General features: G+C 36.1%; 24 protein-coding genes and 1 tRNA gene. 13 read left to right on the plus strand and 12 right to left on the minus strand.

Features of this window, described 5'->3' with window-relative positions; genetic code table 11:
- The first annotated feature begins 18 nt into the window (after nucleotides 1–18).
- From B5X62_RS05525 to B5X62_RS05535, 3 genes are all read left to right on the plus strand, one after another.
- A complete protein-coding gene (locus tag B5X62_RS05525) occupies nucleotides 19–405 on the plus strand; it encodes a hypothetical protein (protein ID WP_079666417.1) in 387 nt (128 codons plus the stop codon).
- Nucleotides 405–1,025, plus strand: coding sequence for a hypothetical protein (locus B5X62_RS05530; protein ID WP_079666418.1), 621 nt, complete (start codon nucleotides 405–407; stop codon nucleotides 1,023–1,025). Before B5X62_RS05525 ends, B5X62_RS05530 begins: the two co-directional genes overlap by 1 nt.
- A gap of 114 nt (nucleotides 1,026–1,139) precedes the next feature.
- Nucleotides 1,140–1,430 carry a hypothetical protein gene (locus tag B5X62_RS05535; RefSeq protein WP_079666709.1) on the plus strand — a complete coding sequence of 97 codons (291 nt, stop codon included), beginning with the start codon at nucleotides 1,140–1,142 and terminating at the stop codon, nucleotides 1,428–1,430.
- Nucleotides 1,431–1,858: 428 nt separating this feature from the next.
- Here B5X62_RS05535 and B5X62_RS05540 read toward each other — a convergent pair.
- The 6 genes from B5X62_RS05540 to B5X62_RS05565 all read right to left on the minus strand — a co-directional run bounded on the left by B5X62_RS05540 (nucleotide 1,859) and on the right by B5X62_RS05565 (nucleotide 6,156).
- Nucleotides 1,859–1,933, minus strand: a tRNA-Val gene (locus tag B5X62_RS05540).
- Nucleotides 1,934–1,980: 47 nt separating this feature from the next.
- A complete protein-coding gene (locus tag B5X62_RS05545; RefSeq protein WP_079666419.1) occupies nucleotides 1,981–3,249 on the minus strand; it encodes a bifunctional folylpolyglutamate synthase/dihydrofolate synthase in 1,269 nt (422 codons plus the stop codon).
- A gap of 74 nt (nucleotides 3,250–3,323) precedes the next feature.
- Nucleotides 3,324–3,974 carry a hypothetical protein gene (locus B5X62_RS05550; RefSeq protein WP_079666420.1) on the minus strand — a complete coding sequence of 217 codons (651 nt, stop codon included), beginning with the start codon at nucleotides 3,972–3,974 and terminating at the stop codon, nucleotides 3,324–3,326.
- A 1-nt stretch (nucleotide 3,975) separates the two neighbouring features.
- The gene (locus B5X62_RS05555) at nucleotides 3,976–4,614 is read right to left on the minus strand and encodes a MotA/TolQ/ExbB proton channel family protein (RefSeq protein WP_079666421.1); all 639 of its coding nucleotides are present in this window, start codon (nucleotides 4,612–4,614) and stop codon (nucleotides 3,976–3,978) included.
- Nucleotides 4,615–4,671: 57 nt separating this feature from the next.
- Complete coding sequence (locus B5X62_RS05560; protein ID WP_245797159.1) at nucleotides 4,672–5,601, minus strand: ferric siderophore ABC transporter substrate-binding protein; 930 nt, start codon at nucleotides 5,599–5,601, stop codon at nucleotides 4,672–4,674.
- A gap of 96 nt (nucleotides 5,602–5,697) precedes the next feature.
- On the minus strand, nucleotides 5,698–6,156 hold the full coding sequence (locus B5X62_RS05565) for a hypothetical protein (protein WP_079666422.1): 459 nt from the start codon (nucleotides 6,154–6,156) through the stop codon (nucleotides 5,698–5,700).
- Nucleotides 6,157–6,325: 169 nt separating this feature from the next.
- Here B5X62_RS05565 and B5X62_RS05570 point away from each other — a divergent pair, with 169 nt between their 5' ends.
- Nucleotides 6,326–8,137: a DUF885 domain-containing protein gene (locus B5X62_RS05570; RefSeq protein ID WP_079666423.1), complete on the plus strand. Its 1,812-nt coding sequence runs from the start codon at nucleotides 6,326–6,328 to the stop codon at nucleotides 8,135–8,137.
- Between the two features lie 56 nt (nucleotides 8,138–8,193).
- On the opposite strand, the gene nth is transcribed toward B5X62_RS05570, so the two are convergent.
- On the minus strand, nucleotides 8,194–8,814 hold the full coding sequence (gene nth, locus B5X62_RS05575; RefSeq protein WP_079666424.1) for an endonuclease III: 621 nt from the start codon (nucleotides 8,812–8,814) through the stop codon (nucleotides 8,194–8,196).
- 28 nt (nucleotides 8,815–8,842) lie between these two features.
- On the opposite strand from nth, the gene bcp reads away from it, so the two are divergent.
- Nucleotides 8,843–9,292 carry a thioredoxin-dependent thiol peroxidase gene (gene bcp, locus B5X62_RS05580; protein WP_079666711.1) on the plus strand — a complete coding sequence of 150 codons (450 nt, stop codon included), beginning with the start codon at nucleotides 8,843–8,845 and terminating at the stop codon, nucleotides 9,290–9,292.
- A gap of 236 nt (nucleotides 9,293–9,528) precedes the next feature.
- On the opposite strand, the gene B5X62_RS05585 is transcribed toward bcp, so the two are convergent.
- The 3 genes from B5X62_RS05585 to B5X62_RS05595 form a co-directional block, all read right to left on the minus strand.
- Nucleotides 9,529–10,047, minus strand: coding sequence for a GNAT family N-acetyltransferase (locus B5X62_RS05585; protein ID WP_079666425.1), 519 nt, complete (start codon nucleotides 10,045–10,047; stop codon nucleotides 9,529–9,531).
- 2 nt (nucleotides 10,048–10,049) lie between these two features.
- A complete protein-coding gene (locus B5X62_RS05590) occupies nucleotides 10,050–11,117 on the minus strand; it encodes a calcium:cation antiporter (RefSeq protein ID WP_079666426.1) in 1,068 nt (355 codons plus the stop codon).
- Nucleotides 11,118–11,217: 100 nt separating this feature from the next.
- On the minus strand, nucleotides 11,218–13,350 hold the full coding sequence (locus B5X62_RS05595; RefSeq protein ID WP_079666427.1) for a S46 family peptidase: 2,133 nt from the start codon (nucleotides 13,348–13,350) through the stop codon (nucleotides 11,218–11,220).
- A gap of 95 nt (nucleotides 13,351–13,445) precedes the next feature.
- Between B5X62_RS05595 and B5X62_RS05600 the strand changes: the two genes are divergently transcribed.
- Together B5X62_RS05600 and B5X62_RS05605 are read left to right on the plus strand one after the other, a co-directional pair.
- Nucleotides 13,446–13,880 (plus strand): META domain-containing protein, encoded by a 435-nt coding sequence (locus tag B5X62_RS05600; protein WP_144038307.1) that lies wholly within the window; start codon nucleotides 13,446–13,448, stop codon nucleotides 13,878–13,880.
- A 17-nt stretch (nucleotides 13,881–13,897) separates the two neighbouring features.
- Nucleotides 13,898–14,311 (plus strand): OsmC family peroxiredoxin, encoded by a 414-nt coding sequence (locus B5X62_RS05605; RefSeq protein ID WP_079666712.1) that lies wholly within the window; start codon nucleotides 13,898–13,900, stop codon nucleotides 14,309–14,311.
- Here the strand turns inward: B5X62_RS05605 and B5X62_RS05610 are convergent.
- On the minus strand, nucleotides 14,308–14,658 hold the full coding sequence (locus B5X62_RS05610) for a hypothetical protein (RefSeq protein WP_079666429.1): 351 nt from the start codon (nucleotides 14,656–14,658) through the stop codon (nucleotides 14,308–14,310). The genes B5X62_RS05605 and B5X62_RS05610 overlap by 4 nt on opposite strands.
- Before the next feature lie 40 nt (nucleotides 14,659–14,698).
- On the opposite strand from B5X62_RS05610, the gene hflX reads away from it, so the two are divergent.
- Genes hflX through B5X62_RS05640 form a run of 6 tightly spaced genes read left to right on the plus strand, consistent with a single transcriptional unit; the run spans nucleotide 14,699 to nucleotide 19,554 of the window.
- The gene (gene hflX / locus B5X62_RS05615) at nucleotides 14,699–15,913 is read left to right on the plus strand and encodes a GTPase HflX (protein WP_079666430.1); all 1,215 of its coding nucleotides are present in this window, start codon (nucleotides 14,699–14,701) and stop codon (nucleotides 15,911–15,913) included.
- The gene (locus tag B5X62_RS05620; RefSeq protein ID WP_159447629.1) at nucleotides 15,903–16,562 is read left to right on the plus strand and encodes a DUF4919 domain-containing protein; all 660 of its coding nucleotides are present in this window, start codon (nucleotides 15,903–15,905) and stop codon (nucleotides 16,560–16,562) included. The genes hflX and B5X62_RS05620 overlap by 11 nt, the downstream gene beginning before the upstream one ends.
- A gap of 21 nt (nucleotides 16,563–16,583) precedes the next feature.
- Complete coding sequence (locus B5X62_RS05625; RefSeq protein ID WP_079666432.1) at nucleotides 16,584–17,870, plus strand: cation:proton antiporter; 1,287 nt, start codon at nucleotides 16,584–16,586, stop codon at nucleotides 17,868–17,870.
- Nucleotides 17,871–18,503 (plus strand): CatA-like O-acetyltransferase, encoded by a 633-nt coding sequence (locus B5X62_RS05630; protein ID WP_079666433.1) that lies wholly within the window; start codon nucleotides 17,871–17,873, stop codon nucleotides 18,501–18,503. It abuts the gene before it with no gap.
- 5 nt (nucleotides 18,504–18,508) lie between these two features.
- Nucleotides 18,509–19,228 carry a DNA alkylation repair protein gene (locus tag B5X62_RS05635; RefSeq protein ID WP_079666434.1) on the plus strand — a complete coding sequence of 240 codons (720 nt, stop codon included), beginning with the start codon at nucleotides 18,509–18,511 and terminating at the stop codon, nucleotides 19,226–19,228.
- Nucleotides 19,228–19,554, plus strand: a complete 327-nt coding sequence (locus B5X62_RS05640; protein ID WP_079666435.1) for a DUF6122 family protein — start codon at nucleotides 19,228–19,230, stop codon at nucleotides 19,552–19,554. Before B5X62_RS05635 ends, B5X62_RS05640 begins: the two co-directional genes overlap by 1 nt.
- On the opposite strand, the gene B5X62_RS05645 is transcribed toward B5X62_RS05640, so the two are convergent.
- Nucleotides 19,551–19,928 (minus strand): group III truncated hemoglobin, encoded by a 378-nt coding sequence (locus tag B5X62_RS05645; protein ID WP_079666436.1) that lies wholly within the window; start codon nucleotides 19,926–19,928, stop codon nucleotides 19,551–19,553. The two genes, B5X62_RS05640 and B5X62_RS05645, sit on opposite strands and share 4 nt — an antisense overlap.
- Nucleotides 19,929–20,026: the final 98 nt, after the last annotated feature.

Below are 20,026 nucleotides of genomic sequence, written 5' to 3' on the forward strand. Positions count from 1 at the left end.
TAAATCCTTTCCTACAGTATGTTTAAAATAATTCGAAATTTAAGTATTTTCAGTTGTGTTGTGCTATTTACAGTTTCTTGTAAAAGTAGCGATGACTCGGACTTATTTAGAGCATACGTGGAAGGCAAAATGACTCTTGGTCCAAAAAGTGCAAGTAATCTGATGATTTCTCCAATACATTTGGTGAGTAATAATCGTATTATCGGCGAAACTTTTCCGAAGGACAATGGACAATTCGTCGTTGCTGGTCCATACACCACAGGGGATTATAAACTTTTATTTAAATCAAAAATAGAAAGTTTTTCCGGCGGTAATCCCCAATGCAAAATAGATGGAGATTCTCTTAGTATTATTATACCCTCAGGAGTTACTTATTTAATTTTTAATGAAATAAAATTTAAGTAATGTCAAGATTTGGGCTACTTTTCTTAATTGTGCCAGCAATTTTTTTTTCGCAATCAAGAAAGAAAAAACCACTGCTAGAAGAGATGTCCTTTTCTATCGAACCGAACGTTCGTGTTATGAAAGCTATTGGGAATAATTCGATGAATAAAGCTTTGTCTCCATTTGTTGGTTTTGGGCTTGGCGGCACCTTATATGTTTACAAAAATTTTGGTTTAAGTGCCGACTACAATTATATGACCGCAAATCTTGATAAAGAGAGTAATGGAGGTTTGTTTGGTTATATGTCCGCTGCGAGCATGCATAATATCGAAGTGTCAGGAGTTTATAAATATAATCTTGGAGAGGATGTCGACCTAGAAGGTCTTGCCGGAGCTAGCATTTACAGGATTTCTTCAAAATTTATTGATAAGGGCGGGAAATTTAGTGAAGGCAACGCAGGTTTTCACATAGGCGGAAAATTACTTTATACTCTAGATCGTGAAGGTGTGCAACAAGTAATTTTAGGAACAAAACTTAACTATTATACAGCTAGTATTCGCAATCAAAACCCCGATATTGAGCGGTTTTATTCTAAGGCTTGGTTTTTAAATTTCAGTGCGGCTTATCGTATTAATTTTTAATATTTCTTTTAATATTTTTTTAATCTTTAATAATTTATAGTTAAAATTCTGAAATTCGTTTTCGTGAATCAATTAATGCTATACATTTACCAAAGAATTCACAACCAAAGTAAGATGAAAAAAATACTAGTAGTTGTAGCTTTAAGTTTAGGATTGGGGTTTGCAACGGCGCAAAGTACACAACCGACAGCTACGAAAACAACTCCAGTAAAAGCCAATACAACAACGCTTAAGAAAACAGAAGTAAAAGAAGTAAAATCTTCTGGTGGAAAAGCGGTAGTAACAGATACAAAAACAACAACTGTAAAGCTAAAAAAAGACGGTACACCTGATAAACGTTATAAGCAAAGTCAGCATCTTAAAAAAGATGGTACGCCTGATAAGCGATACAAAGAAAACAAATAATTTTTCATAACTTTTATTTTTAGCGTGAACCTTGTTTCGGAATTTCTGAAGCAAGGTTTTTTGTTTTACTGATCTAGGAAGTGTTGAAGATAGAAAACGAAGTAATTTGACGTTAGTTTTGTTCGGGTTTAACTTTTCGATTTTCTCAGTTTGGTTTTGTGAGGGACATGAAATGCAAAAAAACGCTCTATTCGTGGAGGGTAAATGTACTATCGAGATTGCTTTAAAGATGTTGATTAGCTATATTATCCAGTGTTTGATTGTCGTTTTATTTTAGAATAAAATTTGGCCACCTAAAAGTATGCCTCTAATTTCAAAAATTGAGGTTTTAAAATTTTGTTCATTAAATTAAGATCTCTGTAAAAGCTTATGAATAGGGAAGTGTATAGAAATAAAAAATCCCAAATCTTTCGACTTGGGATTTTGTGTGGGTCCTGAGGGATTCGAACCCCCGACCCTCTCGGTGTAAACGAGATGCTCTGAACCAACTGAGCTAAGAACCCTCTTTTCGAGATTTATTTTCTCGTTTTGAGTGGTGCAAATATACAACTTATTCTTTACTCTCCAAATTTTTTTCTAAAAATTCTCCTACAACAAAGTTGCTTCCACCAATAAAAACAATTTCCTCATCTGTAGCTTCTTGTTTTGCAGCAAGATAGCCGTCTTGTACATTGTCAAAAATTTTATAAAAAATTTTCGATTCTTCTAATAGATTTTTATAATCTTCTGGGTGTCGACCACGATGTATAGCCGGTTTTACAAAATAGTAAGTCGAGTTTTCTGGAAGAATTTTCATGACTTCATCTATTTTTTTGTCATTGACAAAGCCTAAAACAATGTGTTTTTTTTGTGGATAACTATTAAGTTGTGCAAAAACTTGCTCTAACCCCGCTTGGTTATGTCCTGTGTCGCAAATTGTCAACGGTTTTTCGGCGAAAATAAACCAACGTCCGATAAAACCAGTATTTTTATGAACATTAAGAAAGCCTTCACGGATATTTTCTTCAGTTATATTTAATCCAAGTTTTTTTAATTCTTCAACAATCGCAAATACTACCTTTTTATTTTTCGCTTGATAAATGCCTTGTAAGTCCGATGGATAGTCGATATTTAATTCTGTGGCATCGATATACATTGCGCCAACTTCTAAAGCCTTATTTTTGATAATATCTTTGACGATTGGATTTTCATCACCAGAAATTATCGGAACATTAGCTTTAATAATACCAGCCTTTTCGAATGCGATTTCTTCGATTGTATCACCCAAAACATTTTGATGATCTAACTGTACATTTGTAATAGCGCTCACCAAAGCTTTAATAATATTGGTAGCATCTAGTCGTCCGCCAAGACCAACTTCAATTATCGCATAATCGACATTTTGGCGTTTAAAAAACTCAAATGCCATAATGGTTGTAAATTCAAAAAAAGATGGCTGAATCTCGTCAGGAAGTTCTTGCAATTTCAGAATCATTTCATATACAAAATGCTTGTCACATTGTTTTCCGTCAACTTTGATGCGTTCTGTAAAATGGATTAAATGTGGTGAATTGTAAAGTCCGACTTTGTAACCAGATTCTTGAAGAATGGAAGCTAACATATTACTCGTAGAACCTTTGCCGTTGGTTCCGCCAATGTGGATGCATTTTAGGCTGTCTTGAGGATTTCCGAAATGCTGACAAAGTTTGATGATATTTTGTAAACCTGGTTTGTAGGCAGATTGTCCATCACGTTGATAGTAGGGAACTTGCGCAAATAGCCAATCGATGGCGTCTTGATAATTTTGTTCTGTAAATTCTTTAGGAGATTTTAACGACATAATTTTTTAATTATGGTGTAAAAGTAATGCTGAGAATCTTTAGATTGATAAAGATTCAAAAGTTTAATAAAAATTTAAAACTTAATGGTGTAAGTTCCAGTTGATGTTTCGTTGGTTTTTTTCTCCGCTTTCACGTATTTTTTCAACCAAATAACAGCGGCGGTAACCGCACATGGATCCGAAATTCCTTTGTTACGGCCAGCAGAAGTCACATTTCCGGCTTCGTCCACAGTAATGTACATGCTTAATTCGCCTTTAGCTTTGCAATTATTAGTAGGCAATTTTCCAGCTTTGCCCATTGTTCCAGGGATAAAAGCTGTTAATTTTCGTTCTGTACCGATTTTCGTTTTCTTAGGCTCTTTAGATTTTTTGTCTTCCTCTTTTTTAGCTTTTAAATCCTCTTTCTTTTGGTTAGCGATATTTTCGTCTTCCTTTGTTATAAGAGGTTCTTCTTTAGCATTAGGTTTTGTGACAACAGTATCGATAGGCTGTACCGCAACATCAGGGACGTAAATTTCAGGTTTTGAAAGACTGTCTATTTCAGGTTCTTCAGCTATAGTTTCAGGCGCAACCACAAGACTATCGATAGCCGCATTGGGTATGCTAGCTTCGGGATGTGTGAATCTAGAATTTGCCCAAAACAAACTAATCACCAATAAGGCAAGGACAATGTAGATCCCAACAGGAGTTCCAGTTAAAGCTTTGGTTTTTCTGCGGAAAATCATCTTATGCAGGCTTATTAATAACGTCTAAAAACTCGTTGGTATGGTATTGAATTTTCATCACCATATAATCGATTTTAGCTACTAAATAATTATTAAAAATGTAGGCTAAAAAACCAACAATTAATCCAACCAAAGCTGGAGATAAGGCTTTATAGAAAGCTGCTGACATTACTTGTTGAGAATCAATTGAGGTATGACTCATCCCAGAAAAAATAGAAGCAAATGCAATGACACTTCCAATGCTTCCCAAAATAGGCGCAATACCAGAAAAACTTGCTAAATAATTAACGTATTTTTCAGCATAATGAACTTCAACCTGTGCTTGAGTTTCCATTGCGTTAGAAATTTCGCTGATCGGTCGACCAACACGCGAAAGTCCTTTTTCTATACAACGTGCTTCGGGAGAATCATCTCTTCTACAAAAATCAATAGCCGCATCAACACGCGCTTCGCTGAGCATGTCATTAATATTTTTAATCAAATAAGGATCAACTTTATTTTCTTTATTAAGTTTTAAAACACGAACTACAAAGAAGTAACATACCGCCAATCCGATAAGAAATAAAATGATAACGATAAGTGTCTCAATAAGTCCACCACCAAAAAGAAATTCTAATACAGAAATATGTTTGTCTGCCATTTGATTTTAAAAATTTTATGACGTTAAAGTTAGGTTATTATTAGGTTTTAAAGAAATTTAAAACACGATTTTATAGGTTCCTTTTGATGAAACAGAAGATTTTTCCGCTTTCACATATTGCTTCACCCATTTAATAGAAGTCGACACAACACAAGGATCCGAAACGCCGCCAGCACGCGATGCAGAAATAACATTTCCTGCTTTGTCAACTGTGTAGGCAATACTTATGCTACCAGATCCAGAACAATCATGTTTTGGCTGTGCGCCACCACGTCCCATAGTTCCGGGGATAAAGCCAACCAATTTTCTATCGACGCCAATTTTGCTGTCGCCATCTCCTGCGCCTCCAAGCGGATCTCCAGCATTTCCGCTACCAGAGCCAGTACCTTGGCTTGATCCTTTTGTACCACGCCCTGCAAGTAAGTTTCCAATTGCGGCGTTACCTCGGCCATCGCCAGTTCCGCCTTCTTTCTTTATCGGACCTTTTATTTTTGTTGAGGCATCAGATTTAGCAACCGTTGTAGACGTCGTATTGGTTTTCGCTTTTTTATCAGCTTTAGAAGCTTTTGGTGTAACAACAACCGCTTTTTCTCGTGTTGGGACAGGGACTGTGTTTTCAGGAATTGGTTTGTCAGCCTTTTCGATGCTTGGTTTTTCGACTTCTGCAATCTCTTCCTGATGTTTTTCAGTAAGTGGAGCAGGGCTAGATTCTGATTTTTTCGGTTCTTCGATGCCTTTTCCGTTGGTGTTGTCTCCGAAGTTTATGAGCATATTGGTAACATCCATTTGTACCATGTCTTCATGCTCATTTTTTTTGTCATTGGGCGCTTTTACTCCTGAAAAGAACAATAAAAACAATAATAAAAATACGGAAACTCCTATTAATAAAGCCTTCGTAAGTGTATGGTCATAATGTTTACGAAAAGCATAAGCGCCGTAAGCTTTATGTCGGTCTTCAAATACTATGTCGTCTAGATCTTGATACATTTACTTTTGGTTTTATTACAGAAAAGCCTATCTGTCGTTATAAATTGTTACTATAACGAGTTAGATAGGTTTTATATTATTAGGTTAAATTATCGACTAGTCATCAACTTCGATGTCATCTTGTTTGAAATGACATTTTAGCTTAAATGGAATCGTCTCGTCGCTACCTGTGTAGAAGTCATCTATCTCACCTTCCCAAAAAAGTTGTAATTCACCATTTTCGTTAAGGTCAAAGCTTAATTCATTTTCATAAAGATAAGCATCTTCGTCGTCGAACAGATCAACTTCCGTATAGACTACATCGTCATTGTCATCGATTTTAAAACTTTGATTTTGAAGATTTTCGGAGTTAATAGGAAAGTCGGAAACTTTGAACGACAATTGTGGAAAATTGTACTGAAGCGAATCGTCATCTACATGATCTAGAGAGTCATCCGTAATTATTTCAACTTCCAAAGTGTTTAACGAATTGTTGTAGACTGCTTTGCAATACGTGTTCTGGATGTGATATTTTAAAGTTTCATCCGGATGATAAATTTTTAATAGCCCTTTCATTGTAAGGTTTACTAATGTTGTTTGTTTTTAAATTGATTATTGTATTGGAACAAAGATAAAAAATTGATTTAATTGGGAAAATTTTTGTTTTAAAATTTTACATCAATTATTATAATTGAAAAGTTATGAGATTTCGTTAATTTTGTTAGCTATAAGTCCAATTTGTAATATGAAGAAGATACTAATTAATATAAGCCTTGGTGTTTTGATACTTGTTGCTGCGAGCTCTTGCAAAAAGAATGATTCGCCTGTGCAGAAAGTTCAAGATCAACCTAACAAAGGTTCTAACCTAAACGACATCGCTGATAAATATTATGAGGAATATCTCAAGATGTATCCTTTGGAGTCCACAGCGCAAGGTGATAGTTTGTACAATGATCAATTGCCGATTAATATTGCACCAGAATTTATTTCTAAAGAAATTTCGTTTTATAACGATGTACAAAAACAGCTCAAGCAAGTCGATTATGATGGGCTTTCGGATGAAGATAAAGTGGTGTACGATGTTCTAGATGCGACACTTAAAGATAAGGTGGAACGCTATGTTTATCATCCAGAATATATACCGTTCACGCAATTTTCTGGTTTGCCATTGGAGTTTCCGTTGTTCGGAAGTGGGAAAGGAGGTCAACCTTTCAAAACCGAATTGGATTATGAAAATTGGCTAAAGCGTATGGATCAATTTCCGCTTTGGATGGATGCAGCGATTACAAATTTCAGAACAGGGATGTCAAAAGGCGTTGTTCTTCCAAAATCTTTGGTTGTTAAAATGATTGACCAAATGGCGGCTGAGGAGATTAATACTTTGGATTTTAATAAAAATATTTTCTTTGGTCCGATCAAAAATTTACCACAGAACTTTAAACCTGTTTCTGCTAATAAATACGCTAAACTTTATCAAGAAGCTATTAAAAGTAAAATTGTCCCTGCATACATAAAAATGCATACGTTTTTAAAAGATGAATATCTTCCGAAAGCTAGATTGACAGACGGTTACAATGCGCTTCCTTCCGGCGATAATATTTATAAATACTATGTTAAAAGTTGGACAACGACCGATAAAACACCAGAAGATATCCATGCTTTAGGTCTTAAAGAAGTGGAGCGAATCCGTAAAGAAATGGATGTTGTTAAAAATAAAGTCGGTTTCAAAGGAAGTTTGGAAGAGTTTTTAACGTTTGTAAAACAAGATCCGAAGGCAATGCCTTATAAAACGTCAAAAGAAATTTTGGATGGTTTTCAATCAATTTTGGATAAAATCACGCCAAAGCTTCAGACGATGTTTAATGTAACACCAAAAACACCTTTTGAGATTCGTCAAACCGAAAAGTTCCGTGAAGCGAGTGCTAGTGCAGAATATATCCAAGGCACACCAGATGGCAAACGTCCAGGGATTTTTTATATTCCGATTCCTGATCCCAAAAAGTTTAATGTAACCTCTGGAATGGAATCTTTATTCTTGCATGAAGCGATTCCAGGACATCATTATCAAGTTTCGTTACAGCAAGAAAACACTAAGTTGCCGAAATTCATGCGATTTGGATGGTTAGGCGCTTATGGTGAAGGTTGGGCGTTGTACTGCGAATCTTTAGGTCCTGAATTTGGACTTTATACAGATCCTTACCAAAAAATGGGTTCTTTAAGTGACGAAATGTTACGTGCCGTACGTTTGGTGATCGATACAGGTTTGCATACAGGTCAAATGAATCGTGAGGAAGCGATTAAATATTTCTTGAGTAACGTTGCTTATGATGAAGCTGGTGCAACTGCAGAAGTGGAGCGTTACATGGCGATGCCAGGTCAAGCTTTAAGCTATAAAATTGGTGCATTAAAAATCCGTGAACTTCGTGACAAATACCAAAAACAATTGGGCAAGAAGTTTAACATTGCGGCTTTCCATGATGAAGTGCTTAGCCAAGGTTGTTTGCCGTTAGATGTCTTAGATCGAAAAATGAATCTTTGGTCTAAAAAACAAAAATAAATAATTGATGTTATAATCCAGCGGCGCCGAATCTCCGATTCGGCGCCGCTGGTATTTTACTTCTCAAAAAGCATTTTCGTGATAAAATCTTTTTCCCCTTTTCCTCGTGCTGGTGAGTATTCTCGACCATAGAAAATGATCTGAAGATGTAGCTTGTTCCAAGTATTTTCTGGCCAAAGTTTTTTGGCGTCGTTTTCGGTTTGGACAACATTTTTACCTTCCGTCAATTTCCATTGTTTCATAAGGCGATGGATGTGCGTGTCTACAGGAAAAGCTGGAACTCCAAAAGCTTGACTCATAACAACCGACGCTGTTTTATGTCCCACGCCTGGCAAAGCTTCCAATTCTTCAAAAGTCTGCGGAACTTCGCCGTTGTGGCGTTCTAACAAAAGCTCAGACATTTTTTTTAAATTTTTTGCTTTGGTATTGCTAAGGCCAATTTCTTTGATGAGTTCTTTTATTTCCCATTCTTCCAATTTTGCCATGCGCTGCGGCGTTCCAGCAACTTCGAATAAGGCTGGCGAAATTTCGTTAACCTTTTTGTCGGTCGTTTGTGCAGACAATGCCACAGCTACTAAAAGTGTGAATGGATCGGTGTGGTGCAACGGGATTGGTTGCACAGGGTATAATTTTTCCAATTCGTCCAAGACGATTTGGGCTCTTTGTTTTTTTGTCATATTGGACGTAAATTTACACAAAAAAGAAATGTTGAATGTAGGTGATGCGCTTCCAGAATTCGAAGCCAAAAATCAAAACGGAAAAATAATTAAGTCTTCCGATTTTAAAGGTAAAAAATTAGTTGTTTTCTTTTATCCAAAGGCAAGTACGCCTGGTTGTACGGCAGAAGCATGCAATCTTCGCGACAATTATTCGGTGCTAAAAAAGCAAGGTTATCAATTACTAGGCGTTAGCGCAGATTCCGAAAAGCGTCAATTAAATTTCGCCACTAAAAACGAATTGCCCTTCGATTTGTTAGCTGACGAAAGCCACGATATTATCGAGAAATTTGGTGTTTGGCAGCTTAAGAAATTTATGGGACGAGAATTTATGGGCATTGTCAGAACGACTTTTGTGTTTGACGAAAATTCCATTTGTACCGAAGTTATCGAAAAAGTAAAAACCAAAGACCACGCGGCGCAGATTTTAGAATCTTAAAATTTGGGCGTGCCCCTTTGTTTTCCCTTGGCTAAAACCTCATAGGTTTTCAAAAAACCTATGAGGTTTCCCAGCCGCCAAAACAAGCGGGTCGGTCTACGCGCAGTCGCTTTTGTTGTGGTGGCTTCGACTCCGCTCAGCCACCACAACAAAGAGCTCCAACAATGCGCTTCGCCCTCACGCAGATTCGGCGTTCTAAGAAAATTTTGAAACAGTAGAATTTGTTTTAATAAAAACTACAAATCCATTTCGTAATACATTAATTCGTCATCGTCATCAGCAAAAGGTTTTACCATTTTTTGATAACTCAAACCAAGTTTTTCGATAAGTTTTTGAGATGCAATATTAGTAGGAAGTGTAATTGCTGACACTTTTTTTAATTCAAATTCCGATTTTGCAACTTCTAAGATTTTCTTTGAAGATTCATAGCCATAACCTTTACCGTCAAAGCCGTCAAGAAAAGCAAATCCAATATCAACGACTTCTAGAGTTTCTCTTTTAAAAAGTCCACTCGAACCAATTTTGTTTCCGTTTTCTTTTAAAATTAAAGTATAACTTCCAAAACCATTTTTTTCAAAATTCGGAATATGTCGATCGATGATGTATTGTTTAGCATCCTCTTTTGTTTTGATGTTTCGGTCGCCAATATATTCAATCCATTTTGGCGAGTTCATCAATTCAAAAATAAAATCTACATCTTCTAAATCTGTTGGTTTTAGAATAAGTCTTTCGGTTTCAAAACTTTTGTAACTCATCTTTAGGGTACAATTACAGTGAAAATATAAGCCATTAACACCACGAGAAGTACAACGCCATATAAGACATTGGTTTTTCCTCGATTTAGCGAGAGCATTACAATATATAATGATAACGCCATTAACACCATCGATTTGATATCAAGGCCTAACACTAATGGGAAATCGTAGATTAAACAAACAATAGCAACTGCAGGAATCGTAAGCCCAATACTCGCTAATGCAGAACCTAATGCAAGATTAAGACTGGTTTGCAAATGATTTCTTCGAGCAGCTTTTATCGCGGCAACGCCTTCTGGTAGAAGCACAACTGCTGCAATAATAACACCGACTAAGGATTTGGGAGCGCCAGCATTGTGCACAATTTCTTCAATTTTTGGAGAAAGCGCTTTCGCCATTAGCACAACAATTCCGAGACAAATTAAGAGATAAACCAAACTAACGATTGTATTAGTATTAGTTGGAGGAACAACATTATCATGCTCGCCTTCGCCTTCTGCTAGAAAATAGTTACGGTGACGGACGGTTTGCACCATCAGGAAAGTTCCGTAGATGACAAGAGAAGCTATCGCAAAGAATATTAACTGTGCATTGTTAAACAATGGAGCATTAATACTTGTTGTATAATTTGGGAGAACCAATGTTAAAACCAAAATAGCAACTAAGCTTACCAAAGCTGTATTGGCGGAAGATCTTGCAAAATATTGCTCATGAAACTTTGCACCACCAACCAAAAGGCAAGCACCGAGAATTCCATTTAAGATTAACATAATGGCAGCAAAAACGGTATCACGTGCTAAAGTAACTGCCGAATCGCCACCTGCAATCATAAGTGATATAATAAGCGCAACTTCGATAATGGTGATGGCTAGAGCAAGAATGATGGTTCCGAATGGCTCGCCGACTTTTAACGCGACAACTTCGGCGTGATGAACTGCTGACAAAACACATGTTATGAGTAACACGGCTCCTATTAAACTGAACCAGCCGTTGTTATCTGTGATTCCCGTAAAGTAATATATCCATGCTAAAATCGGGAATACGTGTGTCCAGTGCAGTTTGAGCTTCATCGAAATTCTATTTGTCACAAAATACAATTTTTTGAAAAAAGATGCAAAAAAAAGAGACGCTAAATTTAGCGTCTCTTTAATATTTATAAATCTGTAAGGATTATTTAGAAAGTTCCATTTCGCTGATAAGGTGACCAGCGCCAGAGAATTTGTCAATTACCCAAAGTACAAATCTTGCATCAACGTTGATGGTTCTTTGTAATGCAGGTTCGAAAACGATATCACCACTCAAAGCTTCACTGTTACCATCGAAAGCAAGTCCGATTAGGTGACCGTTAGCGTCTAAGATTGGAGATCCAGAGTTACCACCTGTAATGTCATTGTTTGATAAGAAGTTAACATATAGGTTACCGTCTTTGTCAGCATATTGACCGAAATCTTTTTTCTTAGCTTGGCTAATTAATTTCGTAGGAAGATCAAATTCTTCATCTCCTTTTTTGTACTTAGCAACCATACCATCGATAGTTGTGTAGTAGTTTTCTTTGATGCCTTTGTAGTTTCTATCAGCTCTTTTTGGAAGCGTGTCGATAGATCCATAAGTTAATCTCATTGTTGAGTTAGCATCTGGATAGAAGCTTTTGTTAGGTTGAGATTTTCTCAATCCGTCTAAGAATAATCTTGTGTTGTTAGCAAAATTATCATCTACTTTCTCATAAGTTTCGCCAGCTAATTTTTGTTCAGTAACGATACCGTCAGCGATTTTCTTAAGTGGATCCGCATCGATAGCTAATCTATCTGGGTTGTTTAAGAATTTCATAGCAGAATCTTTGTTAGCAAAAATAGAAGCAAACGCTACATTCGCAAGAGAAGGGATGTCAGTCTTCATAATTGTAGGAGATGCAACTTCTTTGTTAACTCTTAATTGATAAAGGTTAAACATCGCTGTTAACATATTACCTTCCAATTGAGGATTGAAAGTTTCGTACACTCTATTGATAGCGTCAGTTACCTTTTGCTTCATTTGAGCTTTTCCGTTGTCATCTTGGTCAGCATAAGTTTTGAACATGCTTCCTAAAGATGCAGCAATACTCACATATTTAGCGTTTCTCGAAAGTTGAGACATGTAGTTTCTTTCAACATTTCTGTTAGAAACTTGTTTGTAATAAGCATCGATGTTAGGAAGAACTCCGAAGTACGTTGCATTATTATCTGGCATAGCCGCCCATTGCGAGTAAGCTTGCTCTACTTTTTGTTTGTCAGCAATTGTTCCGTTTTTGATAACAGCATCAATTGTACCTTGTCTGTTTTTCCAATAGTTAGCAACAGATGCATATTGAGACGCATAACCTAACTTAACAGCTTGGTCTTTGTCCATATATTTTTTCATAACATCCATAGCAACTTTAGAAGCTTCTACCCAAGCTGGATAGTCTTTTTCTACCATTTGCTTAATGCCATAAGATGTTAAATAACGGTTAGTTCTACCAGGATAACCCATGATCATTGCAAAATCACCAGGCTTGTATCCTTTAAGAGAAACAGGTAAAGAATGCTTAGGTTTTAACGGAACGTTGTTAAGAGAATATTCTGCTGGGTTTCCACTAGCATCAGAGTAAATTCTGAATACTGAGAAATCTGCAGTATGTCTTGGCCACTCCCAGTTGTCAGTGTCTCCACCGAATTTTCCTAATGAGTTAGGAGGTGTACCAACTAATCTAACGTCTTTGTAATCTTGATATACGAAATAATAGAACTCATTACCGTTAAAGAAATCTCTTACGATGACAGTATATTTTCCGTTTTCGCTGTTTTCAGCTTGGATAGCTTTATATTCTGCATCGATAACTTTTTTTCTGTCCTCAAGAGACATACTGTTATTCAATTTAGAAGTAATTCTTTGTGTTGCATCATCCATTCTTACTAAGAATCTTACAGAAAGACCTTTAGCAGGAAGTTCTTCGCTTCTCTTCATTGCCCAAAAACCATTTGTTAAATAGTCTTTTTCTGGTGTAGAAAGCGCTGCGATGTTACCGTATCCACAATGGTGGTTAGTGAATAATAAACCTTCTTTAGATACAACTTCTGCCGTACATCCACCACCGAATTGCACGATAGCGTCTTTAAGACTTGAGTTGTTAACCGAATAGATTTCTTCAGGCGTCAATTTTAGGCCTTCTTTTTGCATGTCAACGCCATTAAGACGCTTGATAAGCATTAATAGCCACATTCCTTCGTCTGCTCTCATCTGAGCAAAACTCAAAAGAAAAGTAAGTGCTAAAAATATTCTTTTCATAGAGTAAAATTTTTGCTGGCTAATTTACTCAATTTATTCTATAAAGTCTTAATTTTAGAGTGTTAAAATGATGTTTAACCCAAATTTTAGCTGAAATGAAACTTATAAAATCAAAATATTTTCTTTTTCTCATCCCTTTATTTATGCTTTTAAATTGTAAAGCTTTGATTTCGAAACAGAACTTACCCATCGAGTTAGAACGACAATGGATGTTAACGTCTATTACAGGTTTTACTAAAGAAAAATTAATGAAAAATAAAGCGCAGCTAGATCTGACGCAATATTCTGGCAGGAAAGCCAATCTTGGTTGTGGTGATTTTTTAGTTGAAGTGCTTCAAGTTAATGCTGATAAAATTAAATTTAAAACCAAAGAAAATTCTTCTAAAAAATGTATCGACTCAGATGTTTTAGAATATGTTTTCAGAAACGAATTAGGCACTGTTAATCGATATAAAATTGAAGGACATTTCTTAAAATTATATCAAAACGACAAAATTGTCATGGAATTTGTAGCTGCTGATTGGGATTAACCTTAAAACAAAATAGTATGAAAAGACAAGCAACAGCCGTATGGACCGGCACCGTAAAAGAGGGAAGTGGTCATTTGACAACTGCCAGTAAGGTTTTAGATAAAACGCAATATTCCTTCAAAAGTAGATTCGAAGATGGGATTGGGACAAATCCTGAAGAGCTTTTGGCAGCAGCACATGCGGGATGTTTCACCATGAAAACTTCTGCAGATTTGACGGAAGCGGGTTATGTGCCAGAAAGTTTAGAGACGACATCCGTGGTCCTATTCGAAGATGGAAAAATCGCAAGATCCGAGTTGACTTTAACAGCAAAAATACCAGGAATTTCAGAAGAAGAGTTTCAAAAAATTGCTGCTAACGCGAAAGAAACTTGCCCAGTAAGTGTTGCTTTTAGTTTCGAAAAAACCTTGATGGCAACTTTGGTTTCTTAGTTTTTTGTATCAAATTTAATAACATTCCAAAATAGTTCTGCGGTTTTCGGCAGAGGTATTTTGGAATTTTTATTTATAATAAAATCCTTTATTGATGAGGTTTTATTGCAATAGTTTTTGATTTTAATTAAATATAATTCTACATCATTTGGTGTAAAAGAGATTTTAAAATCATCTCTCAGTTCTTCATTTTCAAAAGCAAAACAAACTCTGCTAGAATCTTCATTGTTTAATTCTAGTTTCAAAACATTTTGCAAATGATCCAATAAAATTTCAAAATCTGTAGGCTTCATAATTTTTAAAATTAGTAAAAAAATAAGCTTTGTTTTTTTGCATTTTTTATTCAAAAAAACTATCTTGTGAAACTTACAAAAAGATACATATTTAATGCTAGATAAAAAAACACATCAGTACGAAAAAGCCGTATTGGTAGGACTTGTAACCAGAGATCAAGACGAAGAAAAACTTCAAGAATATATGGATGAGTTGGAGTTTTTGGCGTACACGGCGGGCGCAACTGTCGAAAAACGTTTTACCCAAAAATTGACTCAACCAGATTCTAAAACTTTTGTTGGAAGCGGAAAAGCTGAAGAGATAAAAGCTTATGTTAAAGAAAATGAAATCGGAACCGTGATTTTCGATGACGAACTTTCGCCTTCTCAACTTAAAAATCTTGAACGCGAAATTGAAGTTAAAATCCTTGACAGAACCAATCTTATCCTCGATATTTTTGCGCAAAGAGCGCAGACTTCTTATGCGAGAACGCAAGTGGAATTGGCTCAGTATCAATATCTTTTACCACGATTAACCAGAATGTGGACCCACCTCGAAAGACAAAAAGGGGGAATTGGGATGCGTGGTCCAGGGGAAACGGAAATCGAAACCGATAGACGTATTATTCGTGACCGAATTACATTGCTGAAAGAAAAATTGAAAACCATCGACAAGCAAATGGCGACGCAACGCAACAACCGCGGAAAGGTTGTGCGTGCTGCTTTGGTTGGTTATACCAATGTTGGGAAATCAACTTTGATGAATGCACTTTCGAAGTCGGAAGTGTTCGCAGAGAACAAATTGTTTGCAACGCTTGACACGACTGTGAGAAAGGTTGTCATCGGCAATTTGCCTTTCCTTTTGACAGACACTGTTGGGTTTATCAGAAAGCTTCCTACGCAATTGGTAGAGTCGTTTAAGTCAACTTTGGATGAGGTTCGTGAGGCGGATTTGTTGATTCATGTTGTGGATATTTCGCACGAAAGTTTCGAAGATCATATCGCATCTGTTAATCAGATTTTGATGGAGATTAATGCGCATCAAAAGCCGATGATTATGGTGTTTAACAAGATCGATGATTTTTCTTATGAGAAAAAAGATGATGATGATCTAACGCCGTCAACACGCAAAAATATCTCTTTAGAAGAATGGAAAAAAACGTGGATGGCAAAGTCCAAATATCCAACAGTTTTCATTTCTGCATTGACAAAAGAGAATTTTTCGGAGATGAAAAAAATGATCTATGATGAGGTTATGAAAATTCATATCTCGCGCTTCCCATACAACGATTTCTTGTTCGAATATTTTGAGGATGAAGATGAAGAATAATTTAAAACTAAACTTGATCAAAAGCTTATTTTTTCTAGGATTTTTAATTTTAGGAGGTTTTGCTTTTGGTCAAAATAAAATTGATTTTTCTGAAATCAAAAAAAATGTACAAGACAAAGAGTCGCCTTATTATTACGAAAGATTGTTGTTCAAATTCCGAGGAATGCCGCAGTCTATCGATAGTACAGAAGCTTTTAATTTGTATTACGGTACCAAGTTTACAGATCATCACCTTGAAGAAATGAATCCGAACTTTAGCAAGTTTCGTGAAAAATTTCAGCAACGGGATTTTAAAGAAGCGATAAAAATTGGTGAAGATTTACACTTCAAAGCGCCGACTAATCTTGAGGTTTTGCTGATACTTTTGCAATGTTATGAGCAAGAAAAAGATCAAAACAAATTCGTCTGGACGATACAAAAATTCAGAATGATTTCTGCCACAGTTCTTACCTCTGGCGAGGGCAACAAAGAGGATTCTCCTTATCTCGTTAACACGGTTGGAGAAGAATATGTCTTGTTGAACCTTCTGAAAGTCCCTTTTCAAAATTATAAACGTTCTTCAAAATCAACCAAAGACGGGATGATGGATATTTGGGAAAAAGATGGCGAAAAAATATACATTAACGTTGTGGGTTATGCCCCAGAATAGAATTTAATTTAAAACAAATAAATGGAGTTATATTACTCATTCTCAGTCTTAATTGTACTGGCATCGATATTTTCTTACATTAATTATCGATTTTTAAAATTACCGAGCACGATCGGTATCATGGTAATTGCGATTGCCGTTTCTATATTTTTAGTATTTTTTGGTGAGGCTGTTCTGCCTCGGACTTTTGGTCATCTTCACGACCTTATGAATAGCATCAACTTCACGGAAGTTCTTATGGGAGCGATGCTGAATTTTTTACTCTTTGCAGGAGGAATCCATATTAACATCAATGATCTAAAAGAACAAATTTGGCCCGTTGTTGTTTTTTCCACAGTCGGCGTTGTTATTTCTACCTTTATTGTAGGCTTTGGGGTGTTTTATATTTTGCCTTTGGTCGGTATCGAAATGCCTTTGTTATACTGTTTGGTTTTTGGTGCTTTAATTTCTCCAACCGATCCAGTTGCGGTTTTAAGTATTTTAAAACAAGCTAATGTTTCAAAATCATTAGAGACTAAAGTTGCTGGTGAATCCTTATTTAATGATGGTATGGCAGTTGTGGTTTTTGCTGTGTTGTTGCAGTTGGCGACAGGTGTCGATATTGATATTACAGCTGAAAGTATTGGACTATTGTTAATTCAGGAAGCTGGTGGCGGTATTTTGCTGGGTGTGCTTTTGGGGTATTTCACATCGAGATTAATGCGCGAAGTGGATGATTATATTATCTCTGTTTTGGTGACATTGTCCGTAGTTATGGGAGGTTATCTTATTGCAAAACAATTACATATTTCGGGTCCGTTGACGATGGTTGCAGCCGGATTGTTTATGGGGAATTTTAATAAAAATTTCAAAATGAAATCCATCACCCAAGATTATTTAATTAAATTTTGGGAGTTAATCGACGAAATCTTAAACGCTGTTCTATTCCTATTTATCGGCTTCGAATTATTAATGATAAAAGATTTGGATCATTATATGATTCCTGGTCTTATTGCTATTGCAATCGTCTTGGTTGCAAGATTTATATCGATTTGGGGACCGACGCAGTTCATGTCTTTCAAATCGAGGTTTACACCACAAACGGTTAAAGTTTTGGTTTGGGGCGGTATTCGTGGCGGTGTTTCCATTGCGTTAGCGATGTCTGTCCCGAAGAGTGAATACAGCACGATTATATTAAGTATCACATATTGCGTAGTTGTTTTCTCGATTATTGTACAAGGCTTAAGTATTGGTAAGGTGGCAAATCCTAAGAAAATTGCAACTGAAGAAGAGTTGCAAGATGAACAAATCTCTGAAAATTTGCATTAAATGAAGCGTGAAATTAACATCGAAACTTGGAATCGCAAAGAGCATTTCAATTTGTTTTCGAATATGGATATGCCGTCCTTTGGTATTGTTACAGAGGTTGATTGTACCGAAACTTTTAGGTTAGCAAAAGATAGAAAAGAATCTTTCTTTGCGCACTATCTGCATAAGTCGATGGTTGCGGTTAATAAAGTTGACGCTTTTAAATTGAGAATCGACAACGGCAAAGTTTTTCAATACGACGTAATCCACGCTGGATCGACGATTGCAAGGGAAGACGGAACTTTCGGATTTGCTTTTATGGATTTTTCTAACGATTTTAAAACTTTTAATGAAGCTTTACAAAGTGAAATAAAAGCTGTGCAAGAATCAACTGGACTCAGACTTAGCAATGATGATTTGGACTTAAACTTAATAAGACATTCGACGTTTCCGTGGCATCAATTCACTTCGATTTTGCATCCTGCGAATGTTAATAATAAAGAAAGTATTCCGAGAATTGTCTTTGGTAAATTTTATGAAAAAAATGGTCGAAAGATGATGCCGATTTCTGTTGAAGCACATCACGGATTAATGGACGGACGACATATTGCGATGTATTTGGAAGAGTTTCAAAAGCAACTAAATTTGGTTTAAAAAAAATGATAATTGTTGAAGATATAAAAGCAGCTTTGCAGGATTTAGCAATTCCTGAAAAGAAAGAATTTTTCCCTAGATTTTTTAAAACTGGCGAAGGCGAATATGGCGAAGGCGATTTGTTTTTGGGCGTTAAAGTTCCGGATCAGCGTTTGGTTGCCAAAGCTTTCTACGAAAAAATTAGTTTAAAAGAACTAAAACAATTGTTGTCTTCCAAATATCACGAGGAGCGTTTGACAGCTTTGTTGATGTTGGTTCTTAAGTTTGAGAAAGCTAAAAAAGATAAGGCGGTTCAACAAGAAGTGGTCGATTTCTATCTTAACAATTTAGAATTTGTCAACAATTGGGATTTGGTGGATAGTACGTGTTATAAAATTTTGGGAAGATTCGCTTTTGAAAATGATCAACCAGAATTACTACGAAAGCTATCAAAGTCCGATGAAATGTGGCATAAGCGCATTGCAGTTGTCGGGACGATGCATTACATTAAAAAAGGCGAGTTTGAGTTGACAAAAGAATTTGTTGTTCGAAACCTAAAACATCCTCACGATTTGATGCATAAAGCCAATGGCTGGTTACTGCGCGAAATGGGCGGTAAAGATGAGCAAGAACTTCTGGATTTTCTGAATCTACATTATAAAGAAATGCCTCGTACTTGTTTGCGTTACGCTATCGAAAAGTTGGACGAAAATCTTCGTCAAGATTATCTAAAAGGTAATATCTAATGGAAATTGCACGTCCGATAATTCATTATTTTTTGCATCTCGTTTTTCCGATTGTGTTGGCTTGGCTATTTTTTCGGAAAGATTGGAAGAAAGCTTATTTCCTAATGTTGTTGACCATGTTGGTCGACGTAGATCATCTGTTTGCAACACCGATTTTTGACCCGAACAGAGGAAGTGTTGGTTTCCATTTGTTTCATGGTTATGTGGCGATTGGCGTTTATATTCTGATGCTTTTTTTTAAAGGAAATATTAGGATTTTAGGCGTTGGATTGTTGTTCCATATGTTTACAGATTTTCTCGATATGCAAATGAATCCGCATCTCTAGGAGCGTGCGATTTTCATTTTATAAGACATGATCCGTGCAATATTTTGTGCACGAAGTAGGGCTGTCGCTACATTTTCGCCTTCGAAATTTTCTTCTAAAGTCTGTTGCCACAATGCAAGCCAACGATCAAAATGATGTTCTTCTAATGCAACAACTTGATTAAGTGGGAAATGTACGCGCATCGGATTGCCATCGTACACGGGATTTCCTAAAAGGATGCTTTCCCAGAAGTTGTACATTTTGGGTAGATGTTTTTTGAGATCGATTTGTGCAATGTCTGTGAAGAAAAATCCGATTGTGTCATCGATAACAACTTTATCATAAAATTTGTTTACGAGTTCTTCGATATCAGTTCTTGTTTCTAAAGCTTTCATATTAACAAAGTTAGGGTTTATAATGGATTGGTTATTAGTGCTTTCTTTGATTTTTATCATTAAATGAAATTCGGAGTGCTATCTGCGCCCCAGATTGA

It is taken from the genome of Soonwooa buanensis (assembly GCF_900167905.1).
Classification (GTDB): domain Bacteria; phylum Bacteroidota; class Bacteroidia; order Flavobacteriales; family Weeksellaceae; genus Soonwooa; species Soonwooa buanensis.